The following is a 12,598-nucleotide window of genomic DNA, read 5'->3' on the forward strand; positions in this document are numbered from 1 at the left end:
CAAGGCTGCGCGCCCGCGCGGCTCGGGCGCGCGCGGGGGCTACACGGGCGCCAGAACGGCCACACCGAACATTTGGTCCTCGTCGGTCAGGAAATCGGCAAGCCGCCATCCCGCCTCGGCCGCGCGGAGGGCGAAGCTCTCGGGCGAGAACTTGTGGCTGTTCTCGGTGTGGATCGTCTCTCCCTTCGCGAAACGGATGGTGCGCGGGCCGATCTGCACGCTCTGCGCGGCGAGGCTCTCGAGATGCATCTCGATCCGCGCCTTGTCCGCGTTCCAGATCGCGCGGTGGGCGAAGCGGTCAGGGTCGAAGTCCGCGCCGATCTCGCGGTTCATCCGGTGGAGAAGGTTGAGGTTGAAGGCCGCCGTGACGCCCGCCGCATCGTCATAGGCGCGCACGAGGGTTTCCTCGTCCTTGATCAGGTCGATCCCCACGATGAAGCCGCGGATGCCCGGCCAGTCCCGCACTCCGCGCATCAGCGCGCGCGCGCCGTCGGGATCAAGGTTGCCCAGAGTCGAGCCCGGAAAGAAGCCCACGCGCGGGTGGCCTTCGTCGTCCAGCCGCAGCGGCCGGGTGAAGTCGGCGGCCACAGGCCGGATCGGCAGACGGGGATAGGAGCTGGCCAGCCGCCGCGCGGTTTCCTTCAGGAACGAGGCGGAAATATCCACCGGCACATAGGCCGACAGGCCCTCCAGACGGTCGAGAAGAAGCCGGGTCTTCACGCTGGCCCCGCTTCCGAGTTCCACCAGTTCGGCCCCTTCGGGCACATGCGAGGCCAGCCGATCCGCGCCCGCCGACAGGATCGCGGTTTCGGTCCGGGTGGGATAGTATTCCGGCAGTTCGGTGATGCGCTCGAAAAGCGCGCTGCCCTCGGCGTCGTAGAACCACTTGGGCTCCATCCGCTTGGGCGTCTGCGACAGCCCGCGCAGCGCATCGGCCAGAAGCTCGGGGTTGCGGATGACCAGCGCGTCCATCACACGTCCCTCGCCAGCCGCAGGCCCATCATCTGCCACCTCTGATGGGGATAGAAGAAGTTGCGGTAGGTCGGCCGCATCTGCGCCGCGGGCGTCGCACAGGAGCCGCCGCGCAGCACATGCTGGTTGACCATGAACTTCCCGTTGTATTCCCCGATCGCTCCCTCGGGAGGACGGAATCCGGGATAGGGGCTGAAGGAGCTTGCGGTCCATTCCCAGACGTCGCCCCAGGGGCTGCCGCCGGGCAGCGGCCGCAGCGCCCCCTGCTCGAGGAAGTTGCCGGCGATGGGGCGATCGCGGAAGGCCACCTCCCATTCGGCCTCGCTGGGCAGCCGTCCGCCCGCCCAGCGGGCAAAGGCCTCGGCCTCGTAATAGCTCACATGGCAGACGGGCGCGTCGAGATTGACCGGCTGGGGCCCGCGCAGCGTGTAGGTCCACCAGACGTCGTCCTGCTGCCACCAGTAGAGCGGCGCATCCCACCGCTCACGCTCGCGCACGGCCCAGCCTTCCATCAGCCAGAGGGTCTGCTCGCCGTAGCCGCCGGCCTCCATGAAGGCGATCCACTCGCGGTTGGTGACGGGCCGCTCGGCGATCTCGTAGGGATCGAGCCAGACACGGTGGCGCGGACCTTCGCAATCGTAGGAGAAACCGCCGCCCTCATGTCCCACCTCCACAAGCCCGCCCTCGTGGCGTGCGAAGCGGAGCGGCCGCTCCTCGGTCACGCCTACGGGCTCGGGGTCGCGGTAGGCCGGCAGCAGCGGATTGTAGGAGAAGGCATGGAGCAAATCAGTGACCAGAAGCTCCTGATGCTGCATCTCGTGATGGCAGCCCAGTTCCGCGAGCGCCGCGACGTCGGGATTGTCGCTGTGCTCGAGCAGGGTCCCGAGAGCCTCGTCCACATGGGCGCGGTAGTCGAGCACCGCCCGCACGCCCGGCCGCGAGACCAGCCCGCGCCGGGCCCGCGCGTGGCGGGGCCCGGCCTGCACATAGTAGGAGTTGAACAGGAAGGCGAAGCGTTCGTCGGGTGAGCGATAGCCCTGCGCATGCGGCTTGAGGATGAACTCCTCGAAGAACCAGGTCGTATGGGCGAGATGCCACTTGGCCGGGCTCGCATCCTCCATCGACTGAAGCATCATGTCCTCGGGTGCCAGCGGCTGGGCGAGACGGGCCGTCATCGCGCGGGTTTGGGCGAAAAGATCCTGCGCATGGGACCGCGAGGGCGGTGCGGCGGGCTTCAGCTGGGGCATGGGCTTCCTCCTCCTCCGGGTGCCTCCAGCTAGGGCTGAGACCGGGCCGGTCCACCGCCAGACGTCGCTTTTTGACCGCTCCTGCGGCGCCGGCGGCCCGCTGGAGCGCAAAGACGGAGCCTTCAAACAATCGTCACCGAGCCCGCCTCTGCGCAGCTTTCCGCAAAGAAGGGTTGATTTTCGAGCAACGAAAGCGCAGTCGTCGGGCCCGAGAGATGCCAGCCGGAAAGACGAGACATGCCCGCATACCGTTCCCGCACCAGCACCCATGGCCGCAACATGGCCGGCGCGCGTGGCCTCTGGCGCGCGACCGGGGTGAAAGACAGCGACTTCGGCAAGCCGATCATCGCCATCGTGAACAGCTTCACCCAGTTCGTGCCGGGCCATGTCCATCTCAAGGACCTGGGCCAGCTCGTGGCGCGCGAGGTCGAGGCCGCGGGCGGCATCGCCAAGGAGTTCAACACCATCGCCGTCGATGACGGGATCGCGATGGGCCATGACGGGATGCTCTACTCCCTGCCCTCGCGCGAGCTGATCGCCGACTCGGTCGAATACATGGTGAACGCCCATTGCGCCGATGCGATGGTCTGCATCTCGAATTGCGACAAGATCACCCCCGGCATGCTGATGGCCGCGATGCGCCTCAACATCCCCGCCGTCTTCGTCTCGGGCGGGCCGATGGAGGCGGGCAAGGTGACGCTCGGCGACGGCCGCACGGTCAAGATGGACCTGATCGACGCCATGGTGGCCGCGGCCGACGAAAAGGTCTCGGACGACGATCTGACCCGCATCGAGCAGGCCGCCTGCCCGACCTGCGGCTCCTGCTCGGGGATGTTCACCGCCAATTCGATGAACTGCCTGACCGAGGCGCTGGGGCTGTCGCTGCCCGGCAACGGCACCACGCTGGCGACCCATGCCCTCCGCAAGGACCTGTTCCTCGAGGCCGGACGCCGGGCGGTCGAGCTTTGCCGTCGCTACTATGAGCAGGAGGACGAAAGCGTCCTGCCCCGGTCGATCGCGACGAAGCAGGCGTTCGAGAACGCCATGGCGCTCGACATTGCGATGGGCGGCTCGACCAACACGGTGCTGCATATCCTGGCCGCCGCGCAGGAAGGCGGCGTCGATTTCACTATGGACGACATCGACGCGATGTCGCGCCGGGTGCCCTGCCTCTGCAAGGTCGCGCCGAACAAGGCCGACGTGCATATCGAGGACGTGCACCGCGCGGGCGGCATCATGTCGATCCTGGGAGAGCTGGACCGCGGCGGCCTTCTGCACCGCGATTGTGCGACCGTTCACGCGCCGACCCTGGGGGCGGCGATCGACCAGTGGGACATTGGCCGCTCGAACGCGGGCGAGGCGCGCGAGCTGTTCCTGGCCGCGCCCGGCGGTGTGCCCACGCAGGTGGCCTTCAGCCAGTCCTCGATGTGGGACAGCCTCGACACCGACCGCGAGACCGGCGTGATCCGCTCGGTCGCGGCGCCCTTCTCGAAGGACGGCGGGCTGGCGGTGCTGAAGGGGAACCTCGCGCCCGACGGCTGCATCGTGAAGACCGCGGGGGTGGACGAGTCGATCCTCGTCTTCGCGGGCCCCGCCAAGGTGTTCGAGAGCCAGGACGCCGCCGTCTATGGCATCCTGAACGGCGGGGTGCAGGCGGGCGACGTGGTGGTGATCCGCTACGAGGGTCCCAAGGGCGGGCCGGGGATGCAGGAGATGCTCTACCCGACCTCCTACCTGAAGTCGAAAGGGCTGGGCAAAGCCTGCGCGCTGATCACAGACGGGCGGTTCTCGGGCGGCACCTCGGGCCTCTCGATCGGCCATGCCTCGCCCGAGGCGGCGTCGGGCGGCACCATCGGGCTCGTGCGCGAGGGCGATCGGATCGAGATCGACATCCCGAACCGCACCATCACCCTCGCCGTGCCGGAGGCCGAACTGGCTGCCCGCCGGACCGAACAGGATGCGAAGGGCTGGAAACCCGCCGGGCCACGCAAGCGCAAGGTCTCGCAGGCCCTGAAGGTCTATGCCCAGTTCGCGGCCTCGGCCGACAAGGGAGCCGTGCGCGTCCTGCCGGAGTGAGCCGCAGGGCCTGACGGACCGGAGATCGACCTCCGGTCCGGGACGGGGGCGCCGACCGGCCGCTCCCCCCGCTTGCGCCACAAGAGCCGCTCTGGCCAAGGGCGCCATCGCGGCACCGAATGAGTGCCGGCCTCAGATCACCCGGACCTGCGCTCCGATGGGGCAGAGCTCGAACAGCTCGGCGATCTTCTCGTTGTAAAGCCCGATGCAGCCGTCCGAAGAAGGGCGGCCGATCTTCCGCGTGTCGTGCGTGCCGTGGATGATGTAGGCGGGCCAGCCGAGATACATGGCGTGGGTGCCGAGCGGATTCTCGGGGCCGGGACCGATGGGCTTCCAGTCGGGATAACGCTCCATCTGCGAGGGCGTGGGCGTCCAGGACGGGCCCACCTTCTTGCGCACGATCTCGGTGTAGCCGCGCTTCGTCAGCTCTTCCGACATCGGCACGGAGGTCGGATAGACGCGGTACTCCTGCCCGTCCCCACTCCAGAAATGCAGCGCGCGCGAGGTGGTGTCGGCCACGATGGCGCCTTTGCCGAGACGATCGAAATGGTCTTCCCAGCTCTGCATGGTGAAGGACGAGATGTTCGCCCGGTTCACGGTCCGGGCGATGGCCGGCATCGGCAACAGAAGGCCACCCGCTGCCGCAATCCCCAGACCCAGCGCATGGCGTCGGTTGAACGATTTCATCTGTCTGCTCCTTTGCTTCCTCGCGCCCCGGATGGGGAACGGAGCTTAAGAGCAGCTTAAGGATCGGCCCGGCCAGCGGTGACGCAGGGTCGCTCACACCGAGTTGATGGCTGGACGGAGCAGCCCGCGCCGTCACTCGGGCTGGAAGCCGTGGATCAGCTGGCGCAGGCCCACCGCGGCGCCGACGACGATCGCGGCCAGCGTGACCGGGCTCGACCAGGCCAGCGTGGCGAAGCCCGTCACGCCCTGCCCGATCGAGCATCCCACGGCGACCACTCCGCCCACCCCCATCAGGGCCGCCCCCGAGACCTGACGGCCAAGCTCGCGCGGGTCCTCGCAGGCTTCCCAGCGGAAGAGGCCGCGGATCATCGATCCCGCCAGCGCGCCCAGGATCACCCCGGTGATCGAGCCCACCGAGAAGGTGATCCCGCCCGCGGTCGAGGTCATGAGGAAGATCAGCGTCCGCCCGATCGGCGCGGTGAAGGATGGCCCCTCGATGCCAACGGCGCCGAAGCTCGCATGGTTGAGCCAGCTGGTCGCGGCCAGGCACCAGACGACGGCCAGCCCCGCCGCCACGCCCCAGGCGATCATGCGGCGGTTGCGACGGAGCGGCTCGTGCAGCAGGGCCCAGGCCCCCAGCGCCAGAGAGACGGCCAGCGCCACCAGAAGCGAGCCCGCAGCGCCCGCAAGACCCAGCGAGGCCGCGATCCCCTGCGGCCCCGCCGCCTCGACCTGCGGGAAAAGCGCGATGCGCAGCGGGGCAAGCGGTCCCGACAGGGCGATGAAGGCGAAGATCCCCATCACCACCACGATCACCATCGAGCGAAGATCGCCGCCACCGAAACGGACGAGGGCCCCAAAGCCGCAGTTGCCCGCCAGCGCCATGCCATAGCCGAAGACGAGCCCGCCCAGCACGCTCGCCCAGGGGTTCCAGACCATCTGGTGATAGATCGTTCCCCCGAGATCCACGAGCCCGGCCGCGGCCAGCAGATGCGTCCCGAGGATCGCCGTGGCGAGAACGAGCCCCCAGAGCCGCAGTCGCCGCTGATCGCCCCCGTAGAGAGCCGTTTCAAGTGCGGCGAGGGTGCAGAAATCGCCCAGCCGGGCGGCAAGGCCGAGCACGATGCCCCCGGCAAGGCCAATCAGCGCCGCCAGGACGCCAAACGGTAGGCCTTCCATTCCCCTCTCCTCCCAAAGAGGTTCCGCGCGCCGTGATCGCTAGTCGCGGCGGCAGAAGAGTTCCGCGAGAAGGCGCACCATCCGCTCGACCTTCGGATCCAGGATCGAGTAGAAGATCGCCTGGCCCTCGCGCCGCGCACTCACCAGACCTTCCAGACGCAGCCGCGCGAGCTGCTGGCTGACCGCAGCCTGACGCGAAGAGAGCAGCGTTTCAAGCTCCATCACGCTCTTGGGCCCCGAGGACAGATGGCAGAGTATGGTGAGCCGCCCCTCGTGCCCGAGCGCCTTGAGAAAGCCTGCGGCATCCTCGGCCGAGGCCACGAGATCGGCCGGACCTGGCGCCCCCGTTTCCGAGGGCACCTCTGCCTCTGCCCGTTCCGCCTGCTGCCGCGACATTGCCCGCCTCTCGATCCTTTCCAGAAATGCCACGATTTCCCGGGCGGCTTCCAGCGGGAATCGGTCAGACCGGCCGCCGATCAGCCCTCGGGCCGGCCGGCAAGCATCTGCCCGAGCAGCGCCCAGAAGAAGGAGTCGCCCGGATAGCCCTCGATCCGGCCGACCTCATGACCATCGTCGGTGAGCACGAAGGTGGGCGTGAAAGTGGCGGGCCGGGCCAGCGAGACGCCCTCGGGCAGGTCCGCCCTGAGCTGCTGCCGGACGAGCGGGGCGGCCTGACCCTCCGCCGTGCGATCATAGACCGGCGCCACCTCACGGTCCCAGGCCTCGCACCAGACACAGCCCGGCTGCTCGATCATCATCAGCCGCAGCTCCGCCGCCGCCGGGGCTGCGCCCAGTGCAAGCAGAACGAAGGTCGTTCGCAACAGCATGATTGACGTCCGCCATGAAATATCGAAATATCCTAATCTATCTGGGGCCGCCTGCAAGCCACTTCATGCCCCGGTTTCGGGATCCGGTCCCGGCGAGGGAGGACAGCGGCATCGCGGGGAGGCGGTGCCGCCATCAGCGACAACGAGTGACGGGCTTCGGTCCGGCCAGTGCCCCGCAGGCGCTGCCGGCGGCTCATGAGTGCGCGGGGGGGAGGGTGGATGTTCGAGATGAGCTATGGCGGGGCGGCACTGGCGGGACTGCTGTCCTTCCTCTCGCCCTGCATCCTGCCGATGGTGCCGTTCTACCTCTGCTACATGGCCGGGATCTCGATGCACGAGATGCGCGGCGCGGCCGGGATCGCGCCGGGGGCGCAGCGGCGGCTCGTGGCTTCGGCGCTGGCCTTCGCGCTTGGCGTCACGACGATCTTCGTGCTCCTCGGGCTTGGCGCCACAGCCCTGGGCCAGGCCTTCGCCCGGTGGAAGGAGCCGCTCTCCTATGTCGCGGCCGGCGTCCTCTTCCTGTTCGGGCTGCATTTTCTCGGTCTGCTGCGCATCCCGTTCCTTTACCGGGAAGCCCGGATCGAGTCGCGGGCCGAACCGTCGAGCTTCCTCGGCGCCTATGTGATGGGGCTGGCCTTTGGATTTGGCTGGACGCCCTGCGTGGGCCCCGCCCTCGCCGCGATCCTGATGATCGCGAGCGGCATGGGCGAGCTCTGGCGCGGCGCCTCGCTGCTGCTGACCTACGGGCTTGCGATGACGCTGCCCTTCGTCCTGGCCGCGCTCTTTGCGCAGCCGTTCCTTGGCTGGGTCGGCCGCCACCGCCGCCACCTCGGCCATGTCGAGAAGGCGATGGGCGCCATGCTCATCCTGTTTGCCGTGCTGATCGCCACCAACTCCGTGAACCGGATCGCGGACTTCATGATCCGGCATTTCGACTGGAGCGGAACGCTCACCTGAGGGAGGAGAAGATGCGACTTCTGACACTGGCCGCGGCGGCCGCGCTCGCCCTGCCCGTTCATGCGGCCGAGCTGGGCGATGACGGGTTGCACAAGCCGGACTGGCTGCGCGACACCTTCAAGGATCTGCGTGAGGATCTGGCGGGGGCGAATGGCGAAGGCAAGCGGTTGCTGGTCACCTTCGAGCAGCGGGGCTGCATCTATTGCACGAAGATGCACGAGGAGATCTTTCCCGACCCCGAAATCGAGGCGCTGATCCGCGACCATTACTTCGTCGTGCAGATGAACCTGTTCGGCGATACCGAAGTCACCGATTTCGACGGCCGGGTGATGAGCGAGAAGGAGGCTGCGGCGCGGTGGGGCGTGATGTTCACCCCCACTCTGATGTTCCTTCCCGAAGAGGTGCCCGAGGGGACCACCGCCGCACAGGCCGCGGTGGCGACGATGCCGGGCGCATTTGGCAAGGGCACCACGTCAGCCCTGCTCACCTGGGTGCGCGACCACGGCTACGAAAGCGGCGAGCATTTCCAGAAGTTCGTGGCCGAGCGCATGAAGAACGACCCGTCCGAGCAGAGCCCCGGCAACTGATGCGCGAAGCCATGCAAGAATTGTAATATCTTTATTGCGCGACATGAGAGGCCGGCGTATCGTTCGAGTCGGAGGAGTTCAGGGAGGAGAGGATGAGGCACCAGTATCTGCTGGGCGTGGTGGCGGCTTGCCTGGCGCTGCCGGCGCTGGCCCTGACCGGACCGCATGACCTGCAATTCGCAGATGGCGCGCTGGCGGAGTCGCTGACCGGCCAGCCCGGCGACCCCGCCGCCGGGGCAAAGGTGATGGCCACGCGCCCGCTGGGCAATTGCGTCGCCTGCCACGAGATCCCCCCCATGGCCGATGTGCCGTTCCAGGGCGATGTCGGCCCCTCGCTTGCGGGAGTGGCCGACCGCTACAGCGAGGCGCAACTGCGCGGGATCGTGGCCAACGCCAAGATGACCTTCGAGGGCTCGGTCATGCCGGCCTTCTACAAGAACAGCGGCTACATCCGGCCGGGCGATGGCTTCACCACCAATCCCGCGCCCGCCGACCTGCAGCCGATCCTGACCGCGCAAGAGATCGAGGATGTCGTCGCCTATCTCCTGACGCTGAAAGAGTGACCGGAGAGGCCCGAAGGAGGACCCTGACATGAGGCTTTCGAGACGAGACACACTGGTGCTGGGCATGGGCGGCCTCGCGGCCCTGACGCTGCCGATGCCCGCGCTCGCGGCGGCCGACGAGGCCATTGCCGCCTTCACGGGCGGCGCGGCCACGGGCAGCGGCGGCATCACGCTGACCGCGCCCGAGATCGCCGAGAACGGCAACACCGTCCCCGTCACGGTGGATGCGCCCGGCGCTGCGGCGATCATGCTGGTCGCGACCGGCAACCCGGAACCGGCCGTCGCGACCTTCACCTTCGGGCCGGCCGCGGGCTCGCAGATGGCCGCCACCCGGATCCGCCTCGCCAAGACGCAGGACGTGGTCGCCGTGGCGAGGATGCCCGACGGCAGCTTCGTTCAGACGAGCGCAACGGTGAAGGTCACCATCGGCGGCTGCGGCGGCTGAGACAGGGAGACGAGAGACATGGCCAAGGATGCAAAACCCCGCGTGAAGGTGCCCAAGACCGCCAGCCCCGGCGAGGTCGTCACGCTCAAGACGCTCATCAGCCACCAGATGGAGAGCGGCCAGCGCAAGGACCCCGATGGCAACCTGATCCCGCGCTCGATCATCAACCGCTTCACCTGCGATTTCAACGGGGTGAACGTGATCGATGTGAAGATCGAGCCCGCCGTCTCGACCAACCCCTACTTCGAATTCGACGCGAAGGTGGATGCCTCGGGCGAGTTCAAGTTCACATGGTACGACGACGACGGCTCGATCTACGAGGACGCGAAACCGATCGAGGTCGCCTGACACCAAGGCTAGGCCGTCCGCGGGGAGGCGGGCGGCCCCACCCAGGGAGGAACCGCCACATGAGCCTGCGCCCGCGCAGCCCGCTTCTTGCCGCCATCCTTGCCCTCGCCACCGGGCCGGCGCTGGCGGACCCGCATCCCGACGCCGAGCTTGTCATCAACGACGAGATCGAGCTTGCGACACGCGCCCCGGCGCCCGACCACCTGAAGGAGGTGTTCGACACCGTCTATTCCGGCTGGCTGTTTCGCACCGACGAGACCCGCGCGCTGGAGATGGACGACTTCGACAACCCGGCGATGGTCTTCGCCGACATGGGGGTGGACCTCTGGAACGCCGCGGACGGCAGCGAGGGCAAGTCCTGCGCCTCGTGCCACGAGGGGATCGAGAGCATGAAGGGCGTGCGCGCCTCGATGCCGAAGATCAATCCCGCCGGCAACGACATCTGGTCGGTCGAGAATTTCGTCAACACCTGCCGGACCGACCGCATGGGCGCCGAAGCGTGGAAGTGGAACTCGCCCCAGATGAAGCAGATGACCTCGGCCATCTCGCTCCAGTCGCGAGGGATGCCGATCTCGGTCAAGATCGACGGCCCCGCCGAACCCTACTGGGAGCAGGGCAAGGAGATCTACTACACCCGCTATGGCCAGCTCGAACTGGCCTGCGCCTCGTGCCACGAGGTGAACATGGGCAAGATGATCCGCGCCGACCACCTGAGCCAGGGCCAGATCAACGGCTTCCCGACGTACCGATTGGCCGATGCGGGGATCGTCTCGATCCACCAGCGCTTCTCGGGCTGCATCCGCGACACCCGCGGCGAGCCCTTCGAGGCGGGCTCGCCCGAATTCCGCGCGCTGGAGCTTTACGTCGCCTCGCGCGGCATGACGCTTCCCGTCGAGGGTCTGGCGGTCCGCCAGTAAACGCTCCGGCGCGCGGGGTCCGCGCGCCCTCCCCCTTCCGGCCGATCCCCCGGCGCGTCGCCTGACGCGACCGAAGGCGGCTGCCCGCAAAGGACGATCCGATGATTTCCCGCCGCGAGTTCCTTCAGGCCAGCATGGCCGCCTCGGTGATCTGGGGCGCCTCGGGCATCGGCCGCTGGTCGCGACTTGCCGCGCAGCAGGCCCTGAGCCAGGACCAGCTGCTGCAGTTCGAGGACTTCGGCAACCTGACGCTGATCCACATCACCGACATCCACGCCCAGCTGAAGCCGATCTGGTTCCGCGAGCCCGAGATCAACCTCGGCGTGGGCGAGGCCAAGGGGCGGCCGCCGCATGTGAGCGGGGCGGATTTCCTGAAGCTCTACGGCCTGAAGCCGGGCAGCCCTGAAGCCTATGCCCTGACCCATGTGGATTTCGAGGCTCTCGGCAAGACCTATGGCCGGATGGGCGGGATGGACCGCATCGCGACCGTGGTGAAGGCGATCCGCGCGGCGCGCCCCGAGGCGCTGCTGCTGGACGGCGGCGATACCTGGCACGGCTCGATGACCTCGCTGCTGACCAAGGGGCAGGACATGGTCAATGCGATGAACGCGCTCAAGGTCGATGCCATGACCTCGCACTGGGAATGGACGCTGGGCACCGAGCGCGTGACGGAGATCGTCGACGCCCTGCCCTTCCCCTTCCTCGGCGCCAACATCTTCGACAAGGAATGGAACGAGCCCGCCTTCCCGCCCTACGAGATCTTCGAGCGCGGCGGCCTGCGCATCGCCGTGATCGGCCAGGCCTTCCCCTACATGCCGATCGCCAACCCCGGCTGGATGTTTCCCGAATACTCGTTCGGCGTCCGCGAGGAGCGGATGCAGGAGATGGTGGACGAGGTGCGCGAAAAGGGCGTCGATCTGGTCGTCTGCCTCTCGCACAACGGCTTCGACGTCGACCGCAAGATGGCGTCGCGGGTCAAGGGGATCGACGTCATCCTCACCGGCCACACCCACGACGCCCTGCCCGAGCCGCTTCTGGTGGGCGAGACCATCCTGATCGCCTCGGGCTCACACGGCAAGTTCGTGAGCCGGGTGGATCTCGACGTGCGCGACGGGCGGATGATGGGCTTCCGCCACAAGCTGATCCCGATCTTCTCCGACGTCATCGCCCCGGATGCCGAGATGGCGGCGCTGGTCGATACCGAGCGGGCACCGTATCAGGCGCAGCTTTCCGAGGAACTGGCCCGCACCGAAAGCCTCCTCTACCGCCGGGGCAACTTCAACGGCACCTGGGACGACCTGATCTGCCAGGCGATGCTGTCCGAGCGCGATGCCGAGATCGCCATGTCCCCCGGCGTGCGCTGGGGTCCGAGCGTCATGCCCGGCGAAGCCATCCGCCGCGAGGACCTGCTGAACGCCACCTCGATGACCTACGGCGCCTGCTACCGCAACCAGATGACCGGCGAGTTCCTCAGGACCGTGCTCGAGGACGTGGCCGACAACATCTTCAACCCCGATCCCTACTACCAGCAGGGCGGCGACATGGTCCGCGTCGGCGGCCTCGGCTACCGCATCGACATCTCGCAGCCGATCGGCAGCCGGATCTCGGAGATGACGCTGCTGCGCACCGGCGAGGCGATCGACCCGGCCCGCAGCTACACCGTCGCCGGCTGGGCCTCGGTCAACGAGGGAACCGAGGGGCCGCAGATCTGGGACGTGGTCGAAAGCCACCTGAAGAAGATCGGCACCGTGAGGCTGGAGCCGAACAGCTCCGTCACCATAACCGGCGCCTGA

At 67.9% G+C, this 12,598-nt stretch carries 14 protein-coding genes; 8 read left to right on the forward strand and 6 right to left on the reverse strand.

Annotation, left to right across the window (positions count from 1 at the left end):
• Window positions 1–39: 39 nt before the first annotated feature.
• Together egtD and egtB are read right to left on the reverse strand one after the other, a co-directional pair.
• Window positions 40–972 (reverse strand): L-histidine N(alpha)-methyltransferase, encoded by a 933-nt coding sequence (gene egtD / locus LV780_RS16035; RefSeq protein ID WP_108221164.1) that lies wholly within the window; start codon window positions 970–972, stop codon window positions 40–42.
• Entirely contained in the window at window positions 972–2,219 is a 1,248-nt protein-coding gene (gene egtB, locus LV780_RS16040) for an ergothioneine biosynthesis protein EgtB (protein ID WP_117345113.1), read from the reverse strand. Before egtB ends, egtD begins: the two co-directional genes overlap by 1 nt.
• 237 nt (window positions 2,220–2,456) lie before the next feature.
• Between egtB and ilvD the strand changes: the two genes are divergently transcribed.
• The gene (gene ilvD / locus LV780_RS16045) at window positions 2,457–4,295 is read left to right on the forward strand and encodes a dihydroxy-acid dehydratase (protein ID WP_117345112.1); all 1,839 of its coding nucleotides are present in this window, start codon (window positions 2,457–2,459) and stop codon (window positions 4,293–4,295) included.
• A 132-nt stretch (window positions 4,296–4,427) separates the two neighbouring features.
• On the opposite strand, the gene LV780_RS16050 is transcribed toward ilvD, so the two are convergent.
• The 4 genes from LV780_RS16050 to LV780_RS16065 form a co-directional block, all read right to left on the reverse strand.
• On the reverse strand, window positions 4,428–4,982 hold the full coding sequence (locus tag LV780_RS16050; RefSeq protein WP_101339947.1) for a L,D-transpeptidase: 555 nt from the start codon (window positions 4,980–4,982) through the stop codon (window positions 4,428–4,430).
• Between the two features lie 132 nt (window positions 4,983–5,114).
• Entirely contained in the window at window positions 5,115–6,161 is a 1,047-nt protein-coding gene (locus LV780_RS16055) for a YeeE/YedE family protein (protein ID WP_101339946.1), read from the reverse strand.
• Window positions 6,162–6,200: 39 nt separating this feature from the next.
• Window positions 6,201–6,557: an ArsR/SmtB family transcription factor gene (locus LV780_RS16060; RefSeq protein WP_011910798.1), complete on the reverse strand. Its 357-nt coding sequence runs from the start codon at window positions 6,555–6,557 to the stop codon at window positions 6,201–6,203.
• Between the two features lie 80 nt (window positions 6,558–6,637).
• Complete coding sequence (locus LV780_RS16065) at window positions 6,638–6,988, reverse strand: thioredoxin domain-containing protein (protein WP_101339945.1); 351 nt, start codon at window positions 6,986–6,988, stop codon at window positions 6,638–6,640.
• Window positions 6,989–7,207: 219 nt separating this feature from the next.
• Between LV780_RS16065 and LV780_RS16070 the strand changes: the two genes are divergently transcribed.
• The 7 genes from LV780_RS16070 (at window position 7,208) to soxB (ending at window position 12,598) form a co-directional block, all read left to right on the forward strand.
• Window positions 7,208–7,945 (forward strand): cytochrome c biogenesis CcdA family protein, encoded by a 738-nt coding sequence (locus LV780_RS16070; protein ID WP_011910796.1) that lies wholly within the window; start codon window positions 7,208–7,210, stop codon window positions 7,943–7,945.
• Between the two features lie 11 nt (window positions 7,946–7,956).
• Window positions 7,957–8,532, forward strand: coding sequence for a SoxW family protein (locus LV780_RS16075; RefSeq protein ID WP_108221162.1), 576 nt, complete (start codon window positions 7,957–7,959; stop codon window positions 8,530–8,532).
• Between the two features lie 92 nt (window positions 8,533–8,624).
• Window positions 8,625–9,095, forward strand: a complete 471-nt coding sequence (gene soxX, locus LV780_RS16080; protein ID WP_101339942.1) for a sulfur oxidation c-type cytochrome SoxX — start codon at window positions 8,625–8,627, stop codon at window positions 9,093–9,095.
• A 28-nt stretch (window positions 9,096–9,123) separates the two neighbouring features.
• Window positions 9,124–9,540, forward strand: coding sequence for a thiosulfate oxidation carrier protein SoxY (gene soxY, locus LV780_RS16085; RefSeq protein ID WP_101339941.1), 417 nt, complete (start codon window positions 9,124–9,126; stop codon window positions 9,538–9,540).
• An 18-nt stretch (window positions 9,541–9,558) separates the two neighbouring features.
• Window positions 9,559–9,888 carry a thiosulfate oxidation carrier complex protein SoxZ gene (gene soxZ / locus LV780_RS16090; RefSeq protein WP_108221161.1) on the forward strand — a complete coding sequence of 110 codons (330 nt, stop codon included), beginning with the start codon at window positions 9,559–9,561 and terminating at the stop codon, window positions 9,886–9,888.
• Window positions 9,889–9,947: 59 nt separating this feature from the next.
• A complete protein-coding gene (gene soxA, locus LV780_RS16095; protein WP_011910791.1) occupies window positions 9,948–10,805 on the forward strand; it encodes a sulfur oxidation c-type cytochrome SoxA in 858 nt (285 codons plus the stop codon).
• A 101-nt stretch (window positions 10,806–10,906) separates the two neighbouring features.
• Entirely contained in the window at window positions 10,907–12,598 is a 1,692-nt protein-coding gene (soxB, locus tag LV780_RS16100; RefSeq protein ID WP_108221160.1) for a thiosulfohydrolase SoxB, read from the forward strand.

The organism is Cereibacter azotoformans (assembly GCF_021391315.1).
Lineage (GTDB): Bacteria > Pseudomonadota > Alphaproteobacteria > Rhodobacterales > Rhodobacteraceae > Cereibacter_A > Cereibacter_A azotoformans.

What these genes read in the sequence shown, in the direction of transcription:
- egtD (WP_108221164.1), bottom strand. Translation starts at nt 972, where the DNA reads ATGGACGCGCTGGTCATCCGCAACCCCGAGCTTCTGGCCGATGCGCTG.
- LV780_RS16050 (WP_101339947.1), bottom strand. Translation starts at nt 4,982, where the DNA reads ATGAAATCGTTCAACCGACGCCATGCGCTGGGTCTGGGGATTGCGGCA.
- soxY (WP_101339941.1), top strand. Translation starts at nt 9,124, where the DNA reads ATGAGGCTTTCGAGACGAGACACACTGGTGCTGGGCATGGGCGGCCTC.
- LV780_RS16065 (WP_101339945.1), bottom strand. Translation starts at nt 6,988, where the DNA reads ATGCTGTTGCGAACGACCTTCGTTCTGCTTGCACTGGGCGCAGCCCCG.
- egtB (WP_117345113.1), bottom strand. Translation starts at nt 2,219, where the DNA reads ATGCCCCAGCTGAAGCCCGCCGCACCGCCCTCGCGGTCCCATGCGCAG.
- soxA (WP_011910791.1), top strand. Translation starts at nt 9,948, where the DNA reads ATGAGCCTGCGCCCGCGCAGCCCGCTTCTTGCCGCCATCCTTGCCCTC.
- LV780_RS16075 (WP_108221162.1), top strand. Translation starts at nt 7,957, where the DNA reads ATGCGACTTCTGACACTGGCCGCGGCGGCCGCGCTCGCCCTGCCCGTT.
- soxZ (WP_108221161.1), top strand. Translation starts at nt 9,559, where the DNA reads ATGGCCAAGGATGCAAAACCCCGCGTGAAGGTGCCCAAGACCGCCAGC.
- LV780_RS16055 (WP_101339946.1), bottom strand. Translation starts at nt 6,161, where the DNA reads ATGGAAGGCCTACCGTTTGGCGTCCTGGCGGCGCTGATTGGCCTTGCC.
- LV780_RS16070 (WP_011910796.1), top strand. Translation starts at nt 7,208, where the DNA reads ATGTTCGAGATGAGCTATGGCGGGGCGGCACTGGCGGGACTGCTGTCC.
- soxB (WP_108221160.1), top strand. Translation starts at nt 10,907, where the DNA reads ATGATTTCCCGCCGCGAGTTCCTTCAGGCCAGCATGGCCGCCTCGGTG.
- LV780_RS16060 (WP_011910798.1), bottom strand. Translation starts at nt 6,557, where the DNA reads ATGTCGCGGCAGCAGGCGGAACGGGCAGAGGCAGAGGTGCCCTCGGAA.
- soxX (WP_101339942.1), top strand. Translation starts at nt 8,625, where the DNA reads ATGAGGCACCAGTATCTGCTGGGCGTGGTGGCGGCTTGCCTGGCGCTG.
- ilvD (WP_117345112.1), top strand. Translation starts at nt 2,457, where the DNA reads ATGCCCGCATACCGTTCCCGCACCAGCACCCATGGCCGCAACATGGCC.